Source organism: Eubacterium sp. CAG:161, from assembly GCF_000432355.1.
Classification (GTDB): domain Bacteria; phylum Bacillota; class Clostridia; order Lachnospirales; family Lachnospiraceae; genus Eubacterium_G; species Eubacterium_G segne.
In genome coordinates this window covers 166,101-184,520 of sequence record NZ_HF991873.1, presented here as the reverse complement: position 1 = coordinate 184,520, position 18,420 = coordinate 166,101, and the positions used below count along the sequence as shown (strand labels likewise).

The 18,420-nt window shown below is 31.2% G+C and carries 20 protein-coding genes; 18 read left to right on the top strand and 2 right to left on the bottom strand.

Features of this window, described 5'->3' with window-relative positions; genetic code table 11:
• Positions 1-197: 197 nt before the first annotated feature.
• The gene (gene dnaA / locus Q5O30_RS10015) at positions 198-1,601 is read right to left on the bottom strand and encodes a chromosomal replication initiator protein DnaA (protein ID WP_021953615.1); all 1,404 of its coding nucleotides are present in this window, start codon (positions 1,599-1,601) and stop codon (positions 198-200) included.
• A gap of 530 nt (positions 1,602-2,131) precedes the next feature.
• Here dnaA and rpmH point away from each other — a divergent pair.
• The 17 genes from rpmH to Q5O30_RS09930 all read left to right on the top strand — a co-directional run bounded on the left by rpmH (position 2,132) and on the right by Q5O30_RS09930 (position 16,169).
• Positions 2,132-2,266: a 50S ribosomal protein L34 gene (gene rpmH, locus Q5O30_RS10010; protein ID WP_021953614.1), complete on the top strand. Its 135-nt coding sequence runs from the start codon at positions 2,132-2,134 to the stop codon at positions 2,264-2,266.
• Positions 2,267-2,318: 52 nt separating this feature from the next.
• Complete coding sequence (gene rnpA / locus Q5O30_RS10005) at positions 2,319-2,672, top strand: ribonuclease P protein component (protein ID WP_021953613.1); 354 nt, start codon at positions 2,319-2,321, stop codon at positions 2,670-2,672.
• An 81-nt stretch (positions 2,673-2,753) separates the two neighbouring features.
• Complete coding sequence (gene yidD / locus Q5O30_RS10000; RefSeq protein WP_021953612.1) at positions 2,754-2,996, top strand: membrane protein insertion efficiency factor YidD; 243 nt, start codon at positions 2,754-2,756, stop codon at positions 2,994-2,996.
• A gap of 16 nt (positions 2,997-3,012) precedes the next feature.
• Positions 3,013-4,260, top strand: coding sequence for a YidC/Oxa1 family membrane protein insertase (locus Q5O30_RS09995; RefSeq protein ID WP_021953611.1), 1,248 nt, complete (start codon positions 3,013-3,015; stop codon positions 4,258-4,260).
• Between the two features lie 11 nt (positions 4,261-4,271).
• A complete protein-coding gene (jag, locus tag Q5O30_RS09990; RefSeq protein ID WP_021953610.1) occupies positions 4,272-4,901 on the top strand; it encodes an RNA-binding cell elongation regulator Jag/EloR in 630 nt (209 codons plus the stop codon).
• Positions 4,902-5,016: 115 nt separating this feature from the next.
• The gene (gene mnmE, locus Q5O30_RS09985) at positions 5,017-6,393 is read left to right on the top strand and encodes a tRNA uridine-5-carboxymethylaminomethyl(34) synthesis GTPase MnmE (protein ID WP_021953609.1); all 1,377 of its coding nucleotides are present in this window, start codon (positions 5,017-5,019) and stop codon (positions 6,391-6,393) included.
• A 17-nt stretch (positions 6,394-6,410) separates the two neighbouring features.
• Positions 6,411-8,294: a tRNA uridine-5-carboxymethylaminomethyl(34) synthesis enzyme MnmG gene (gene mnmG, locus Q5O30_RS09980; RefSeq protein WP_021953608.1), complete on the top strand. Its 1,884-nt coding sequence runs from the start codon at positions 6,411-6,413 to the stop codon at positions 8,292-8,294.
• 82 nt (positions 8,295-8,376) lie between these two features.
• Entirely contained in the window at positions 8,377-9,096 is a 720-nt protein-coding gene (gene rsmG, locus Q5O30_RS09975; RefSeq protein WP_021953607.1) for a 16S rRNA (guanine(527)-N(7))-methyltransferase RsmG, read from the top strand.
• Positions 9,097-9,127: 31 nt separating this feature from the next.
• Positions 9,128-9,601, top strand: coding sequence for a hypothetical protein (locus Q5O30_RS09970; protein ID WP_021953606.1), 474 nt, complete (start codon positions 9,128-9,130; stop codon positions 9,599-9,601).
• Between the two features lie 325 nt (positions 9,602-9,926).
• Positions 9,927-10,682, top strand: a complete 756-nt coding sequence (locus Q5O30_RS09965) for a ParA family protein (protein ID WP_021953605.1) — start codon at positions 9,927-9,929, stop codon at positions 10,680-10,682.
• Between the two features lie 103 nt (positions 10,683-10,785).
• Positions 10,786-11,721, top strand: a complete 936-nt coding sequence (locus Q5O30_RS09960) for a ParB/RepB/Spo0J family partition protein (protein WP_021953604.1) — start codon at positions 10,786-10,788, stop codon at positions 11,719-11,721.
• Positions 11,722-11,770: 49 nt separating this feature from the next.
• Positions 11,771-12,241: a DUF4446 family protein gene (locus Q5O30_RS09955; protein WP_021953603.1), complete on the top strand. Its 471-nt coding sequence runs from the start codon at positions 11,771-11,773 to the stop codon at positions 12,239-12,241.
• Between the two features lie 270 nt (positions 12,242-12,511).
• Positions 12,512-13,000 carry an RNA polymerase sigma factor gene (locus Q5O30_RS09950; RefSeq protein ID WP_021953602.1) on the top strand — a complete coding sequence of 163 codons (489 nt, stop codon included), beginning with the start codon at positions 12,512-12,514 and terminating at the stop codon, positions 12,998-13,000.
• A gap of 25 nt (positions 13,001-13,025) precedes the next feature.
• Positions 13,026-13,886: an RsiV family protein gene (locus tag Q5O30_RS09945; RefSeq protein ID WP_021953601.1), complete on the top strand. Its 861-nt coding sequence runs from the start codon at positions 13,026-13,028 to the stop codon at positions 13,884-13,886.
• A gap of 33 nt (positions 13,887-13,919) precedes the next feature.
• Complete coding sequence (locus tag Q5O30_RS09940) at positions 13,920-14,810, top strand: polysaccharide deacetylase family protein (RefSeq protein WP_021953600.1); 891 nt, start codon at positions 13,920-13,922, stop codon at positions 14,808-14,810.
• Between the two features lie 175 nt (positions 14,811-14,985).
• Positions 14,986-15,447 (top strand): LytTR family DNA-binding domain-containing protein, encoded by a 462-nt coding sequence (locus Q5O30_RS09935; RefSeq protein ID WP_021953599.1) that lies wholly within the window; start codon positions 14,986-14,988, stop codon positions 15,445-15,447.
• Entirely contained in the window at positions 15,447-16,169 is a 723-nt protein-coding gene (locus Q5O30_RS09930; RefSeq protein WP_021953598.1) for a LiaF domain-containing protein, read from the top strand. Before Q5O30_RS09935 ends, Q5O30_RS09930 begins: the two co-directional genes overlap by 1 nt.
• A 66-nt stretch (positions 16,170-16,235) precedes the next feature.
• Here Q5O30_RS09930 and Q5O30_RS09925 read toward each other — a convergent pair whose 3' ends face one another.
• The gene (locus tag Q5O30_RS09925; RefSeq protein ID WP_021953597.1) at positions 16,236-16,973 is read right to left on the bottom strand and encodes a phosphotransferase; all 738 of its coding nucleotides are present in this window, start codon (positions 16,971-16,973) and stop codon (positions 16,236-16,238) included.
• 195 nt (positions 16,974-17,168) lie between these two features.
• On the opposite strand from Q5O30_RS09925, the gene serS reads away from it, so the two are divergent.
• Positions 17,169-18,420 (top strand): serine--tRNA ligase (gene serS, locus Q5O30_RS09920; RefSeq protein WP_302674684.1); only part of this gene is annotated, 1,252 nt, incomplete at its 3' end.

The window sequence follows — 18,420 nt, the reverse complement described above, 5'->3', positions numbered from 1 at the left end:
AAGTTCCTTTATAATAAAGGGAAAAACAAAATAATAACATGTTAATAACTTGAAAATAATTAACAAGATATTAACAATAACCCATGGTTTAAATGTTAAGTAATTATCATCCGTAAAAAAGTTATTATCACGTTATTAACATGCTATAATCACTGTTATTAACGTAAAAACGCAAGTTATTAACAAAGTTATTAACATTAATTTGGGTTAATTTTCTTTTTAAGAACATCAATCATGTTTCTAACGTTATCATCTTCCTCAATTTCGTTCTTAATCTTTTCGTATCCAAAACTAACGGTAGCGTGATTATTCTTTTTAAGGGCTGCAGCTATAGTTGATAATTTCTCATCAGTATAAACTCTGCACAGATACATACATACCTGACGTGGATATGCAATTTCCTTGCTTTTCTTCTTAGAACAAATGTCTGCAGGAGAAATCTGGAAATGCTCTGCTACAATATTTATAATGTAATCACATGTTATTTTGTTTTCTTTATTTTCAACCTTTAATGTTTCAGCTGCAAATTCCGCAGTTATTTCAGAATCATTGTTAATCTTAGAAAAAGCTATAACATTATTAAGGGAACCTTCAAGTTCACGGACATTTGATACAAAGTGTGTGGCAATGTAATCAAGTGCCTTTAAGAAATTAACACTGAAAGTATCATCCTTGTCATCTGTAAGAATGTATCCCTTTGATTCAGCATGCTTTCTAAGAATTGCCATACGGGTTTCATAGTCAGGACTTTGCATATCTACTGTAAGTCCCTGCTGGAAACGGCTTTTTAGTCTGTCAGCAATATCTTCTATTTCTTCAGGTCTTCTATCTGATGCTATAACTATCTGTTTATGCTTTAAAAAGAGATTGTTAAAAATGTTAAATATCTCTTCCTGGGTTCTGTCTTTTTTTGAAATAAACTGAATATCATCTATAAGCAAAACATCAACGTTACGATATTTATTTCTGAATTCAATAATTTCTTCCTGACTTGTCTGTTTAGCACGAAGTAAATCAATAACTTCGTTGGTAAAGGATTCAGTATCTGTGTACAAAACCTTTGCTTTTTTATCCTGCTTCAAAATATAGTTTCCTATAGACTGAAGAAGGTGGGTTTTTCCAAGACCTACACCTCCGTAGATAAAAAGGGGATTATATACTTCTCCCGGAGAATCTGCAACGGCAAGGGATGTAACCTGAGCGGCTGCATTGTTACCAACTACAAAAGAATCAAAAGTATACTTTGAATCTAAGTGAGCTTCGTGTATTCTCTTTTCAAGTACTAAATCCTCATCATTTACTGCAGGAATAGATGAAACTTTCTTTTCTTCATCATCTCCCGGCAATACAATTTGTAATTCGATGTCTTCTTCAAGAGCCACGGAAATGGAAATCTGAAGAAAATCGAAATATTTTTTATTAATATATTGAAGACTTGCGCTTCCGCTTCTTCCGGTAAAAACAAGAGTCACGACATTGTTTTCAAAAGATTTTACTTTTAAGGGTAAAATAAACGTTTTGAAAGAAATATCCTGTATATCATACTCCTGTTTAAAAAAATCCAATATTTCAGGCCATTTTTGTTGTAAAATGTCTATCATAAAGACCTCCTAAAATGATAAAAAGGCTCAAAAGCCCATACAGTAATATAATACACCAAAAAAGGTTCATTTTCAATAGATATAAATAATAGGAAGAAAGAAAAAAAGCAGGATATAATAGTCATATTTAACAATTAACAATTTGAGGATTATTTAATGTGATTTACATAAAATTATTTTGAATTTACATAATATCGACAGTTATCGACAAAATAAATTAAAAGTTATTAACATTAAAAAATGAAAAATCAGAAAAAATGGGCATAAAAGTTGAAAAAATCGGTAAGTTATTAACATTCTATTAACATCGCGTTGATAACTTATGTTAAGTAGAGGTAAAATTATGTAAATCAAATGTAAAATTAAATAAAATCAAAGAATTATAAAAAATCGGGGATATTGGGTAAAAGTGTGAAAAAGGGTTGAAATTAATGGAGAAATGTGGTTTAATTAATGCTTGACTACGAATATTCTTACATTTATAATTGTAATGATGTTTTACTATAGAACAGAAAAGGAGGTGCCGGATTATGAAGATGACATTTCAGCCAAAGAAAAGACAGAGATCAAAAGTTCATGGATTTAGAAAAAGAATGAGCACAGCAGGTGGTAGAAAAGTTCTTGCCAGCAGAAGAGCAAAGGGAAGAAAGAAATTATCAGCTTAGGTCGCATTCAATGTGACCTTTTTTCTTTGCCATTTAACAGGAGAAAATTATTATGAATAGTTTAAAAAAGAATTATGATTCCTTAAAAAAAAATAGTGATTTTCAAAATGTTTACGCAAACGGAAAGTCAATGGCAAATAAGTATTTAGTTATGTATGTTTTATCTAACGATTTAAGCATTAACAGATTAGGTATTTCAGTAAGTAAAAAAGTAGGAAATAGTGTAGTGAGACATCACCTGACCCGCTTAATCAGAGAAAGCTACAGATTAAATAGCAGTATGTTCAATAGTGGTTTGGACATAGTCGTGGTAGTGAGAAATACTGCCAGGGACAAATCTTATAAAGAAATCGAAAGTGCACTAATGCACTTAGGAAAAATTCAGAAGATTTTAAATAACATTTAAATTGATTATTTGAAATTAAATTTGTAACTAATTTGAAAACAGGCTTTTGACTGCATAATTTAATTGATTAGAGGATTTAATATGAAGATTTTTAAATTAATATCTAAGGCAATCAATTATACATTAATAGGAATGATAAAGTTTTACAGAAAATATTTATCTCCCATGAAGAGAACATGCCATTGCAGGTATATTCCCACATGCTCCCAGTATGCAGTAGAGGCTTTACAAAAATATGGACCATTAAAGGGGTCATATCTCGCCATTAAAAGGATACTCAGATGTAATCCTTTACATAAGGGTGGGTACGATCCAGTTCCTTAAAAGGTAGGAGGATTAATTGGATAATTTAATATTAGCTACACAGACAGGTGGTATTTTAAAACCTTTTGCATGGATTTTAGGTAAAATACTTGAAATTATTTATGATTTGTTTTCAACAATGGGAATTTATAATATTGGTTTTTGTATTATATTATTTACTATTGTTGTAAGAATGCTTATGCTTCCAATGCAGATTAAGCAGCAGAAGTTTTCAAAGCTTAATTCAGTAATGACACCTGAAATTCAGAAAATCCAGAAGAAGTATCAGGGAAAGAAAGACCAGCAATCCCAGTTGGCACAGCAGGAAGAAATTAAAGCAGTATATGATAAGTATGGAACATCTCCTACAGGAAGCTGTTTACAGTTATTAATACAGATGCCTATTCTTTTTGCACTTTACAGAGTTATTATGAACGTTCCGGCATATGTTAAGCCGGTTAAGGATTTATATTTACAGGTTCTTAACGGATTAAATGCTACACAGATGAAGCAGTTTTTCGGAATTGATGGTTTAGCATCCGGCTTATCTCAGGATAAGATAAACGGTTGTATTGATGCAATGTCAGGTTATACAAGTTCAGGTAGTGGAGTTAAACTTTCAGATGGTGTTACATTAAGTAAAATCTTAGAGGTTGCCGACAAAGGGGTAGCAGATAAGATAGAAGGAATTAATAATTTCTTTGGATTAAATTTAAGTATGTCACCTAGTGGAATGTTTAATGCAGGAATGATTTCAATTATTGTTGCACTTATTATTCCTATTTTATCAGGTTTATTCCAGTTTTTAAGTGTTCAGCTTTCACAGAAGCTTAATGGAGCTGCTATGGATTCAGCAGATAATCCAATGGCAAGTTCAATGAAGATAATGAACATTATGATGCCACTTATGTCAATATATATGTGCTGGATTTTATCAGCAGGTATTGGTCTTTACTGGATGGCAGGTTCACTTATTATGATGTTACAACAGATATTTATTAATATCCACATGAAAAAAGTAGATGTTAATGATATTATTGAGGCAAATAAGGAAAAGGCAGCTGCAAAGGCTGAAAAGCGTAAGCAGAAAGAAGGAATTTACAGAGATAAGGTTCTTGAAGCTTCAAAAACAAATACAAAGAATATTTCCGGTAATTCTAAGATAAGTGCTTCTGAGAAAGAAGAAAAAATCAGAAAAGCAAAGGAAGCTGCAGCAAATAAGCCAAATTCTATGGCATCTAAAGTGAATATGGTTAATGAGTATAATAAACGCAATGAAAAATAGAGGTAAAAATAATGGAATTTAAAGAATATAATGGAAAAAATGTTGACGAGGCAGTCACAAAAGCATGTGTAGACCTTGGTGTACCAACAGAAAAGTTACAATATGAAGTTATAGAAAAGGGAAGTAACGGATTTTTAGGAATTGGTAGTAAACCTGCTGTAATAAAGGCAAGAAAGAATGCTTCTACAGAAGGTATTATCAGAGAATTTCTTGGCAAAGTATTCGAGGCAATGGAACTTACAGTTAAGGTTGACATTGACATAAAGGAAGAAGAAAAAGAAAACATTGCAAATATTAATGTTATTGGTGATGATGTTGGAATCCTTATTGGAAAAAGAGGACAGACTCTTGATTCATTACAGTATCTTGTAAGTTTAGTTGTAAATAAAGAAAGTGACAAGTTTATAAGAGTTAAGCTTGACACAGAAAATTACAGAGAAAGAAGAAAAGCAACCCTTGAAAATCTTGCAAAGAACATTGCAATTAAGGTTAAGAGAATAAGAAAACCGGTTGCTTTAGAGCCAATGAATCCATATGAAAGAAGAATCATTCATTCAGCTCTTCAGAATGACAGATATTGTACAACAAGAAGTGAGGGAGAAGAACCTTACAGACACGTAGTTGTTGTTTTGAAAAAATAATAACATGGAATTTTAAATGCTCTTCACATAAAGTGGAGGGCATTTTTCTTTTACTAAATTGTATATATGTGATATACTTTAAATTTAGTGAAGTTTAATTTAGAAAAGGTGTATTATGAAGATAACAGAGACTATTGCAGCGATATCTTCATCTGCCGGGAATTCAGGAATAGGTATAATAAGAATTAGCGGTGATGAGGCAATAGAAGTTGCAGACAGAGTTTTTAAATCACATAAAAATATTAGGTTAAAGGATGTAGATTCCCATACGGTTCATTATGGACATATTGTTGATGGAGATAAAATTATAGATCAGGTTTTAGTTATTGTTTTAAAAAATCCACATTCTTATACCGGGGAAGATACGGTGGAAATTGATTGCCACGGCGGAATGCTTATACTTAAAAAGGTATTAGAACTGGTATTAAAGAACGGTGCTAAAGCTGCGGAACCGGGAGAATTCACAAAGAGAGCTTTTTTAAATGGAAAGCTGGATTTGTCTCAGGCAGAAGCAGTTATGGATTTAATAAATTCAAAGAATGATTTTGCCCTTGACAGTTCCATTAATCAGTTAAGGGGAAATATATCTGAGGAAATAAAGGAATTAAGAAGCAGCATAATATATCATATTGCTTTTATTGAGTCAGCATTAGATGATCCGGAGCATATCAGTTTAGATGGATATGAGGATGAAATAAATGAAATGTTAAATGATAATATTTTAAGAATAAAGAAGATGATTAAGTCCTTTGATAATGGAAAAATAATGAAGGAAGGAGTTAAAACTGTTATTCTTGGGAAGCCCAATGCAGGAAAATCATCACTTCTTAATTTAATGCTTGGTGAGGAAAGGGCTATTGTAACGGATATTGAGGGAACTACCCGTGATACTTTAGAGGAAAATATTAACCTTGGAGGAATAAGTCTTAAGATAATAGATACTGCAGGAATTAGAAATACTGATGATAAGGTGGAACAAATAGGTGTTAACAAAGCAAAGGATATGGCTAAGGATGCAGACCTTATTATTTTTGTGGCAGATGGTTCTAAAGAGTTAGATGATAATGACAGGGATATTATTAACATTATTGAAGATAAACCGGCTATTATATTAATAAATAAGTCAGATATTAACACGGTTATTGACATAGATGCCTTAAAAGAAAGTTCAAAAAGGGATGTAATACTTTTTTCAGCAAAGGAAGGTCATGGAATTGATGTACTTGAAGATAAAATTGAAAAGATGTTTTACTCAGGAAAAGTAACATACAATGACCAAATTTATATAACTAATGCAAGACATAAAGAAGCACTGGATAATGCATATGATAGTTTGTGTCGTGTAAAGGAATCAGTTGACGCAGGTATGCCGGAGGATTTTTATTCAATTGATTTAATGGATGCTTACGAAAGCTTGGGACTAATAATAGGGGAAAGTGTGGAAGATGACCTTGTAAATGAAATTTTTTCTAAATTTTGTATGGGAAAATAATTATTGGAGATAAAAAAATGCCGAATGTAGTTGAAAATTATGATGTTGTAATAATTGGTGCAGGTCATGCAGGATGTGAAGCGGCCTTAGCTTCAGCAAGACTTGGACTTAATACTATTGTTTTTACTGTAAGTGTTGACAGTATTGCTTTAATGCCATGTAATCCTAACATTGGAGGAACATCTAAAGGACATCTGGTAAGAGAACTGGATGCTTTAGGTGGTGAAATGGGTAAAAATATTGACAAGACTTTTATACAGTCAAAGATGCTTAATAAATCAAAGGGACCAGCAGTTCATTCACTTAGAGCCCAGGCTGATAAGCAGGATTATACAAGAGAAATGCGCAAAACTCTTGAAAATACTGACAATTTAACAGTGCGACAAGGTGAAGTTGCGGAAATTATAGTGGAAGACGGTGTAATAAAGGGCGTAAAGACTGTATCCGGTGCAACTTATTACGCTAGATCAGTAGTTTTGGCTACAGGAGTTTATTTAAAAGCTAAGTGTATTTATGGGGATGTGTTCCAGTACACCGGCCCTAACGGACTTATGGCAGCTAATCATTTAACAGATTCTTTGATTAAGAATGGAATTAAAATGAGAAGATTTAAAACGGGAACCCCTGCAAGAGTGGATAAAAGAACTGTTGATTTTTCAAAAATGGAAGAGCAGTTTGGGGATGAAAGAGTAGTGCCGTTTTCATTTTCAACAGACCCTGAAAGTGTACAAAAGGAACAGGTTTCGTGTTGGCTTACTTACACTAATGAGGAAACTCATAAAATTATAAAAGAAAATATTAACCGTTCACCGTTATTTTCAGGAATGATAGAGGGTACCGGCCCAAGATATTGTCCATCAATTGAGGATAAAGTAGTTAAATTTGCAGATAAAAACAGACATCAGGTATTTATAGAGCCAGAGGGACTGTATACAAATGAAATGTACTTAGGTGGAATGTCATCGTCACTGCCTGAGGATGTTCAATATGCAATGTATCATACAGTTCCCGGACTTGAAAATGCAAAAATAGTTAGAAATGCCTATGCAATAGAGTACGATTGTATAGAATATGGACAGTTGTTACCTAATTTGGAGTTTAAAAATATTAAGGGATTGTTTAGTGCAGGACAGTTTAACGGAAGTTCGGGATATGAGGAGGCAGCTGCTCAGGGAATTATTGCGGGAATTAATGCTGCACGTTTTGTTCAGAACAAGGAATCAATTATTTTGGACAGATCTCAGGCGTATATTGGAGTTTTAATTGATGATTTGGTAACTAAAGAGAGCCATGAACCTTATAGAATGATGACTTCCAGAGCAGAATACAGGTTATTGTTAAGACAGGACAATGCTGATTTGAGACTTACAAAGATTGGTTATGAAGTCGGATTGGTTTCTGAGGAAAGATATAAGTATGTTTGTGAGAAAGAAAAGTTAATTGAAGAAGAAGTTAAACGTTTGGAAAATTATAAGGTAGGTGCAGCAAGAGAAAATCAGGAGATATTAGAGAAACTTGGAACTACACCTCTTAAGACAGCTACAACTTTAGGGGAATTAATAAGAAGACCTGAGTTAAATTATGATTTAATAAAAGAGTTGGATAAAGATAGAAAAGAATTGCCTTATGATGTAATAGAACAGGTTAACATAAATATTAAATATAATGGTTATATTGAGAGACAAAAGAAGCAGGTAAAGAATTTTAAAAAATTGGAAAATAAAAAGATACCTGAAGATTTTGATTATAAAAAGGTAAAAAGTCTGCGCATAGAAGCCGTACAAAAGCTGGAGTTTTATAGACCTGTTAATATAGGACAGGCATCAAGAATTTCCGGAGTTTCACCGGCAGATATTTCGGTTTTGCTGATTTATATGGAACAAATGAACAGAAAACACTAAAATGTTATGTAAACCGTAACTGTTTAATATAAATAAAGTTATGTAAACCAATATAATTTAATGAAAATTAATGGAGGAATAGATGATTCAGGGGCGTAAATTGCTTGAACAAGGATTAAGTCAATTAAATATTCAATTTACTGATAAACAGATTGAACAATTTATGAAATATTATGACTTGTTAATAGAAAAAAATAAGGTAATGAATCTTACTGCAATTACAGATTTAAATGAAGTAATGACAAAACATTTTTTAGACAGTGTTTTAATTTCAAATGTTTTAGATATGTCTGATTTTTATACATTAGTGGATGTGGGAACAGGTGCAGGTTTTCCGGGAATCCCTATTAAAATATTATTTCCTCATTTAAAAGTTACATTAATTGATTCTCTTAACAAAAGATTGAAATTTTTAGATGATGTTATAAGTGAACTGGAACTTGATGGAATTGAAACTGTACATGGACGTGCTGAAGATTTAGGAAATAATGATTTATACAGAGAAAAATATGATTTATGTGTTTCAAGAGCAGTGGCTAATTTATCTACTTTAAGTGAATATTGTATTCCTTTTATTAAGAAAGATGGTGTTTTTGCCAGTTATAAGGCATCAGACAGTGAAGAAGAAATAAATAATTCAAAAAACGCCATTAAAATATTAGGTGGAAGTATTAGTAAGGTATGTGAAACTGCTTTACCTGGTACAGAGGTAAAGAGAAATATAGTAATTATTAAAAAGGATAAATGTACATCAAAGAAATATCCAAGAAAAGCAGGTACTCCATCTAAGGAGCCATTATAATTGACTTATTTCTTTAATAAATGGAGGATATATGTTAGAAGAATATTTAAATAGTAGAAAACAAATGATGCTTGATAGAATAAATGAATATTCTGAATTGCTGGAACATAATAAAATTGAAAAAGAGGAAGCTTATAATAAGATAGATGAATTAAATTCTCTTATAGATGAGGCATCAGAAATATTTTCTTCAAAAGCCAGAATTGATAGTGAACATAAAAACAATGAAGTTAATAAAATTAAAGAAAAGATAGAATTAATAGAATGTGAAAATAATAATTTGAAAATTGAGATGGCAAAAGCATCAAAAGAATTAGTTGATATTCAAAATAGTATTAATGAATTCAAAAGTGATTATGTTTCACGTGAAACAAAGTATAAAAGAAGAAGACCTACAATCAAGAAGGAGGTTATGGATAAATTAAAACTTTGCAAGGACATTGTTTCTGTGGATAGCAAAAGAGCAGCAGTTGAATTAGATGAAATATTAAAATTATTATCGTAAGTACATAAAATATTGAGGATATGCCCTAGGGCATATCCTTTTTTGATAATAATCCTTGTGTTATTATGTTTCACGTGAAACACAAATAAGAACAACATATAGGTTAATATATGGCAAAATAGGCATATTTAAGGATTGTTTCACGTGAAACATTAAAAATAAGAAATATTTAGCACAAATTTGGAGATATGTTATGGAAAATCCTATTTACATATGATAAAATATATCAGCAGGAAACATAAGGAATACTAAAATTAATGAAAGGATAGAAGTCAATAGAAAATTGTGCAAATTTATTGGCTTTATATAGAGATAGGTAGGTTATATGGGTAGAATTATAGCTATTGCCAACCAAAAAGGTGGAGTTGGAAAAACAACGACATCTATTAATTTGTCTTCTTGTTTAGCAGATTTAGGAAAGAAAGTATTACTGGTTGATATTGATCCTCAGGGAAATGCAACAAGTGGGGTTGGAATTATTAAACAAAATTTAGAAAATACAGTTTATGAATTATTTCTTGATGAATGTACCATATCAGAGTGTTTAACAAAAAGCGTTGTGGATAATTTAAATGTACTTCCGTCAAATGTAAATTTGTCAGGTGCAGAAATTGATTTAATTGGAGTTGAAAACAGAGAATATATTTTGAAGAATGTTCTAGACCAGATAAAGGACTTGTATGATTATATTATAATTGATTGTCCTCCTTCATTAAATATATTAACAGTTAATGCCATGACTGCAGCTGATTCGGTAATTGTCCCTATTCAGTGTGAATATTATGCGTTAGAGGGACTGTCTCAGTTAATTCATACAATTAACCTGATTCAGGACAGACTTAATAATGACTTGGAAATTGACGGAATTGTATTTACAATGTATGATTCAAGAACAAATTTATCATCAGATGTAGTTGAAAATGTAAAAAGTAATGTACATATAAATATATATGATACAGTTATTCCAAGAAATGTAAGATTAGCAGAGGCACCAAGCTTTGGTCTTCCAATACATATGTATGATGGAAAGTCAGCAGGAGCTGTTGCATACAAGAATCTTGCTAAGGAAATAATAAAATAAAAATATTAATTGTAAAGTTAAAATGATATTAATATATAAAAATCACAATAAAATTATCAAATATATATTATTATTATTATAACTAAAATGTAAAGGAAAAAGTATGGCAGTAAAAAAGAAAGGTTTAGGAAGAGGAATTGATTCGTTAATTCCTCAGACAGATACAGGTAATAAAAAAGAAAAGGTTAAGGAAAAGCCGGTTGTTAAAGAAGTAATAAAAGAGGTTGTAAAGGAAGTAAAGGTTCCTGTTCCGGCTGAAACTATGATGAAAATTTCAGATATTGAGCCTAATAGAGATCAGCCACGTAAAAATTTTGACAAAGAGGCATTAGATGAACTGGCAGATTCTATCAGACAGTTTGGAATTATTCAGCCTATAGTTGTTCAGAAAAAGGATGATTATTATGAAATAATTGCAGGAGAAAGACGATGGAGAGCTGCAAAGCTGGCTAAAATAAAGGAAGTTCCCGTTATTGTAAAGGAGTATACTCCTCAGGAGGTAATGGAAATTGCCCTTATTGAAAATATTCAGAGAAGGGACTTAAATCCTATTGAAGAGGCACTTGCATATAGGAGTCTTATTAATGAATATAATCTTAAACAGGATGAACTGGCTAAAAGAGTTTCAAAGTCAAGAGCAGCTATAGCAAATTCCATGAGATTACTTAGATTAGCTGAACCGGTTCAAAATATGCTGGTGGAAGGTCAGATTTCAATGGGACATGCAAGGGCATTGCTGGCATTAGAATTAGAGGATTTACAGGTTGATGCTGCAAATACAATTATGGAAAGAGGCTTAAGCGTAAGAGATACAGAGAAGCTTGTAAAGTCAATTTTGAATCCAAAACAGTCAAAACTTCCAATTCCTAGCAGTGAAGAGGCTATATATTCAAAACTTTCCGATAAATTAAAGGAAATTATGGGTACAAAGGTTTCAATTAATCACAAAAAAGGCGGAAAAGGTAAGATTGAGATAGAATATTACTCTCAGGAAGAATTAGAGAGATTATTGGAATTATTTAATGGTATACAAAACTAAATTAATGTTATAAACTATAACTAATCTATAATCAGAAAAGGAGTTAGAAATGAACGATTATATATATATGGGAATAATAGTCGCAATGTTTGTAATATTTATTATTCTTCATATTAAACAAAATAACAAAATAAAGAGACTTATGAACAGATATGAGAAGTTTATGAAAGGAAAAAATGCTGAAAATCTTGCAGATGCAATAGAAGAGAATTTTCAGCAAATGGATAAACTGGAAATATCACATCAGAAAAATGAATTAAAGATGGAGCAGGCTCTTCAAAATATAACAACAACATTTCATAAGTTGGGAATTGTTAAGTATGATGCCTTTAAGGAAATGGGTGGTAATTTAAGTTTTGCTCTTTGTTTGTTAGATGATACAAACACCGGATTTATTTTAAACACCATGCATGGACGTGACAGTAGTTACAGTTACATAAAGGAAATTATAAAAGGTGAGGCGTACGCAACACTAGGTGAAGAAGAAAAGGAAGCTTTAGAAAAAGCAATTAATTCATAATTTAAACAAGAATGTGGTACAAAAATGCTACATTCTTTTTTTATTTTATAAAAAGTTGTAATTATATGAAAAGTGGGAGGTTCAGACTATATATTATGAGAAAAAAATAATAGTAATGAACATAGGCAATAAGTTTATAGGATATATTGAATAACCTCTCATAATTGGGAGATAGGGGAGTTGAAGTGTAGAAGAAAATTTTTTTAAAAAAAATGAAACTTTTTGGTACTTTGAATAGTCTAAATATTATAAAGAATAAAGGAGATAAAATTGAAAGAGAAAAAAGAAGATATAATTAGTAAACTTCTTATAAATAATTATGACAAATATTATCACATAGCATATAGTTATACACAAAATAAAAATGATGCACAGGATATAGTACAAGAAGGAGCATATAAGGCTATATATAATTCGGAAAAATTGCGTCAGGTAAAATATGCAGATACATGGATATGTAAAATTATTATAAATGAAGCAATTAGTTATATCAAAAAAAACAGGTTTAATTGGGATAAAGATATTGTAAGTGAAATGAAAGATGAAAAAGATATGTTTAAAATTGAAGACGATAAGATTGAATTGAAACAGGCGTTGGACAAATTAACAGATAAAGAAAGGGCTGTAATTGTATTAAGATATTTTGAAGAAATGAGTTTAAATGATGTTGCGTACATTTTAGGTGAAAACTTAAGTACAGTAAAAAGTAGAATATATAGGGCACTTGAAAAGTTAAAAGAGTATATGATAGTTAAATAGATTGTGATATGAAGGAGAAATTAAGATGGTAAATGATGAAATGTTAAAAAAACTAAAAGATCAATATATTGGAGTTGAAGTTCCTGATGATGAAAAAAATAAATTAAATGAAATTTTAGAGTATGCTAAGATAGATAAAAAAAGAAAAAGAAAAAAAGTTATAATTACAAGATGGATGATTTCTGTTGCTGCATTGTTGTTAGTTGTAATTATGCCAAATACAAATGAAACATTAGCATCATCTTTAAAAAATATACCTTTGGTGGGAAATATTTTTAGTGTAATAACAGTTAGAAAATATGATGAAGACAAAAATATCAAAATTAATATGGCAAAAATAGATTCTAATGGAGATATTAAAAATAAAAAAACAGTTGAAAAGTTAAACAATGATATAAAAAAATATACAAACAAGATAGTAAATCAATATAAAGTTGATTTAGGTTCAAGTGGATTTAGTGATTTATATATGGATTATAAAATTGTTATTAATAATGATAAGTGGTTTACAATAGCATTTACAATAAACGAAACCAGAGCAAGTGGATATGAATTTCATAGATATTACAATATAGATAAATCAAGTGGAAAAATTGTTAGTCTAAAAGATATATTTAAGGAAAAATCTGATTATATAAAGATTATAAGTAATGATATAAAAAGACAAATGAAACAGCAAATGTTGACTAAAGACGTTGTATATTTTATTAAAGATAATGGTATTTCTACAGGATTTAAAGAAATCTCAGGTAATCAAAACTATTATATAAATAATGAGGGAAATATAGTAATAGCATTTGATGAGTACGAAGTAGGACCAGGATGTACAGGGGCACCTAAGTTTGTAATATCAAAAGATATAGTAAACAATATTTTAAATAATTAAGAAACATAAATATAAATGATGGAGATGAATAAGATGACAAGAAATGAAAAAAAACAAAGGAGAATAAGACAACTTAAAATACGTGTAATATCCACGTTATTAATATTGTGTTTAGTAATTGTAGCAGGTGGTTGCGCTTTAATAGAAAAAAATAAAGAGAGTAAAAAAGTTGTCAGAGTTAATGGTGGAGTTGTTGAAAAAACAAAGAATGTTGCAGATAACAGTGAAAATACTTCAACTGAAACAAAGGAAGAAACCAGTAAAACTGAAGAGGAAACAACAAAAGATAATAAAAGAGTAATTGATCCTAATAAACCTATGATTGCTTTAACCTTTGATGACGGACCGGGGGAGAGAACCCTGGAATTGTTGGAAACATTGGAAAAATACAATGTGAGAGCTTCATTTTTTATGTGTGGCACAAGTCTTTCCAGAAACGATATAAAGGTGGAAGAAATTTTAAAGAAAATGGATGAATTAGGATGTGACATGGGAAATCATACAATGGATCATCAGTCATTGCCAACATTATCCTCTAAAAAAATTAAATGGGAAGTGGAAGGGGTTAATGATTTAATTAAGAAACATGTAGGACATGGAGCTAAATTTGTGAGACCACCTTACGGAGCAGGAATCAGAGATAAGAAGGTAAGCAAATATGTAAAGGCACCTATGGTTTGCTGGTCTGTGGATACATTGGATTGGAAGACAAAAAGTAAAAAGGAAACAATAAGGTCTGTTATGAATGATGCTCATGATGGAGATATAGTGTTAATGCATGACATTCATGGATGGACAGTAGATGCAGTAAAAAAGATTATTCCAAAACTACTAAAAAAGGGATATCAGTTAGTTACAGTGTCTGAAATGGCAGAGGCTAAAGGCTGTAAACTGGAAAATGGAAAGCCATATTTTGAATTCTAATAGATATAAGAACCGTTATGTTAAATTAAAAATTTAGCATGGCGGTTTTTATATGCAAAAAATCAACCTGTCACAGGAGATAATTAACCTGTTGCCTAAATACTATTTACATTTATATAGTAATAAAATAAAATTCTAATTAGAAACAGAGAGGTTTAATTAGTAGGAAAGTTATATGAAGGTTATCATTGATATTGATGAAAATTGCATAGAAAACCAAGTAATAATAAAGTGTTCAAAATTTGACGAAAAAATTGCCATGCTTCAAAGAAATATAAGCAATAGTTTATCTGAAAACATTAAACTTGAGCTATATAAGGATCAGAAGGATTATTATATTGATATTGAGGACATTTTGTTTTTCCAGACAGAAGGAGACATGGTTAAGGCACATACAAGGGATGATATTTTTGACACAGGTTACAGACTTTATGAACTTGAGAAAATATTGCCATGGACATATTGCAGAATTTCAAAGTCTGCAATATTAAACGTAAAAAAAGTATATGCAATTACTAAAAATATAACTGCTTCAAGTGAAATAGAATTTAAAGACAGTCATAAACACGTATTTGTTTCACGAGGATATTTTAAACCTTTAAAAAGTAAATTAGATGAAATAAGGAGTAAAGAATAATGAAAAGAAAAAATATTTTCTGGGGAATAGCACTTATAGCTATTGCGGTAATATGGATAATTACCAAATTAGATATATTTCCCGGTGTGCAATTTGGAAAAATAGCGTTTACATTGCTGTGGGCAGCATGGCTTGTAAAGGGAATTTTAGATAGAGGGTTTTTCTCTATTTTTATGAGTATTGCCTTTCTTGGAATTGTATGGCAACATGAATTAAAAATAGAAAGTATCACTCCATGGCCGGTTGTAGGCTCGGCAATATTGTTAAGTATAGGATTTTCACTTATATTTGGAAACAAGGAAAGACGTAATTGGAAAAAGGCATGTAAAAAGGGATATGACGAAAAAGACGGATATGGAAATTTTACCTCAAGTCATGCAGAGGGAGAAAATATAGTTCACGTAACTAAATTTTCAGGAGCTGAAAAGTATATTGACTCTAAGAATTTAAAAAGTGTGGAAATTATAAATAAGTTTGGTGGTTGTGAAATTTATATGGATAAGGCAGTTCCATCGGGCAATGAGGTTTACGTGAGAGTTGAATGTATGTGTGGCGGAGTTGAAATATATATTCCAAAAAGCTGGAAGGTTAAAAATCTTACAACAGCGACTTTAGGGGCACTGGATGAAACCGGGCACTATGAAGGAGATGCAGTAAATGATACTGTTGTTGTTTTATCAGGTACTATTAAATTAGGAGCAGTGGAAATAGTAAGGGTATAAAATCAGATGATTTTTAGTATAGAAAAAGCAGGGTTTCTACAAACTCTGCTTTTTTCAATGAGAATTTTAATATTCCACAACTGATATGAAACTTTTTAATATTTTTATTTCTTCAGGATTATTTTTTGCAATTCTTGCTGCGGCAACAATAGGAATCCAGTTTTGAACGTAACGCTTGCTTGTGCTTGTTGCTTCGCAGAATTTATCCAAATATGATTCTGCCAAATCAGGCATATTAATTTTCATCCACAAATATGTTCTGGCAACATCGGCACTGGCATTTCCCTGGGATGCATGATTCCAGTCAAGAACACAAGCCTCACCTTCATTAATAATAATATTATGAGGTGTTAAATTACCGTGGCACAATTTCCTATGACGTGGACAGGTGTTTAACATGTCAATAAGGTCTATTTTAAGATTTTTATCCAAGTTGGAAAACTTAATATAATCTGCAAATTTTTCCTTTTGGAATGGCAGTTTATCAAGTCTGTTTTTATGAATTGATGTTTGAATTTCAATCATTTTATCTAAATATTTATCTGAATTATCAGGGTGTGACTGTATCATGGAAAACAAAGTAGTGCCCTTTATAATAGAAGATTTAAAATACCATTTTCCATCCATAACAGATACTTCTTCTATAGAAGGAACATTGATGCCTGTTGTTTCAACCATAGATGTAATAAAAGATTCCAAAAATACATCAGTTTTCTTATAGTTTTTGTTAAAAATCTTATAAGTATTATTTCCATCAGTATAAATACTGTTATTTCGTCTTTCGTTTACTAATTCAAGATTCATATGTTTTACCTTCTCCTAAATAAAATGTATTATTATAATGAAATTAATAATAGTATAACATATATTGACGATGTTTGCCATAATCCTTGCAAAAATAGGAGGTTAGGGGTATAATCGAAATACCGTGAAAAGATTGTTAATAAGAGTCATTCCGTGTTAATAACACAAATAGAGAAGTGACTCGTAGGAGGAGAAATGTTAGATATAAAGTTATTGAGAAATAATTTTGATGAAGTTGCAAAGGCTTTATCTACAAGAAACGAAGATTTTGATTTAAGTCTTTTTAAGGACCTTGATGAAAAGAGAAGAAATCTTTTAAGTGAGGTTGAAGCATTAAAGGCTAAGCAGAATACTACATCTAAGTTGATTCCACAGTATAAGAAAGAGGGAAAAGATGTTGCACCTATTATGGCAGAAATGAAAGAAATTTCAGATAAGGTTAAGACATTAAACGCTGATTTAAGTAAAGCAGAAGAAGACTTAAACAACTATATGCTTACAATACCTAATATTCCTCATCCTTCTGTTCCGGCAGGAATGACAGATGAAGATAATGTAGAAATAAGAAAGTTCGGTGAGCCTACTCATTTTGATTTTGAGCCAAAGGCACATTGGGATTTAGGTGCGGATTTAGGAATACTTGATCCGGAAACAGCAGCTAAAATAAGCGGTTCAAGATTTACAGTATACAGAGATTTAGGTGCAAGACTTGAAAGAGCCATTGTAAACTTCTTCCTTGATACACATACATCAAAGCATGGTTATACAGAAGTATTTCCACCATTTATGGTTAGCCGTGAGAGCATGACAGGTACAGGACAGCTTCCTAAGTTTGAGGAAGATGCATATAAGGTACAGGGAGATGGAAAGGAATATTTCTTAGTTCCTACAGCAGAAGTTCCTGTAACTAATATGTATAGAAACCAGATTTTAGATGGCTCACAGCTTCCAATTAAGCACTGTGCATATACAGCATGTTTCAGAGCTGAAGCAGGTTCAGCAGGTAGAGACACAAGAGGACTTATAAGACAGCATCAGTTTAACAAGGTTGAGTTAGTTAAGTTCTGCAAGCCGGAAGATTCATATGATGAATTAGAGAAACTTACAAGAGATGCAGAAGATGTATTGCAGATGCTTGGACTTCCGTACAGAGTTGTTAAGATTTGTATTGGAGATTTAGGATTCACAGCTGCAATGAAGTACGATATTGAAGTTTGGATGCCAAGCTACGGCAGATATGTTGAAATTTCAAGTTGCAGTAACTTTGAAACATTCCAGGCAAGACGTGCAAACATTAAGTATAAGGATAATGCAGGTGATAAAGCTGAATTTGTTCATACATTAAACGGAAGTGGCGTTGCAGCCGGAAGAACAACAGCAGCTATTTTGGAAAATTATCAGCAGGCAGATGGAAGTATTGTAATTCCTGAAGTTTTAAGACCTTACA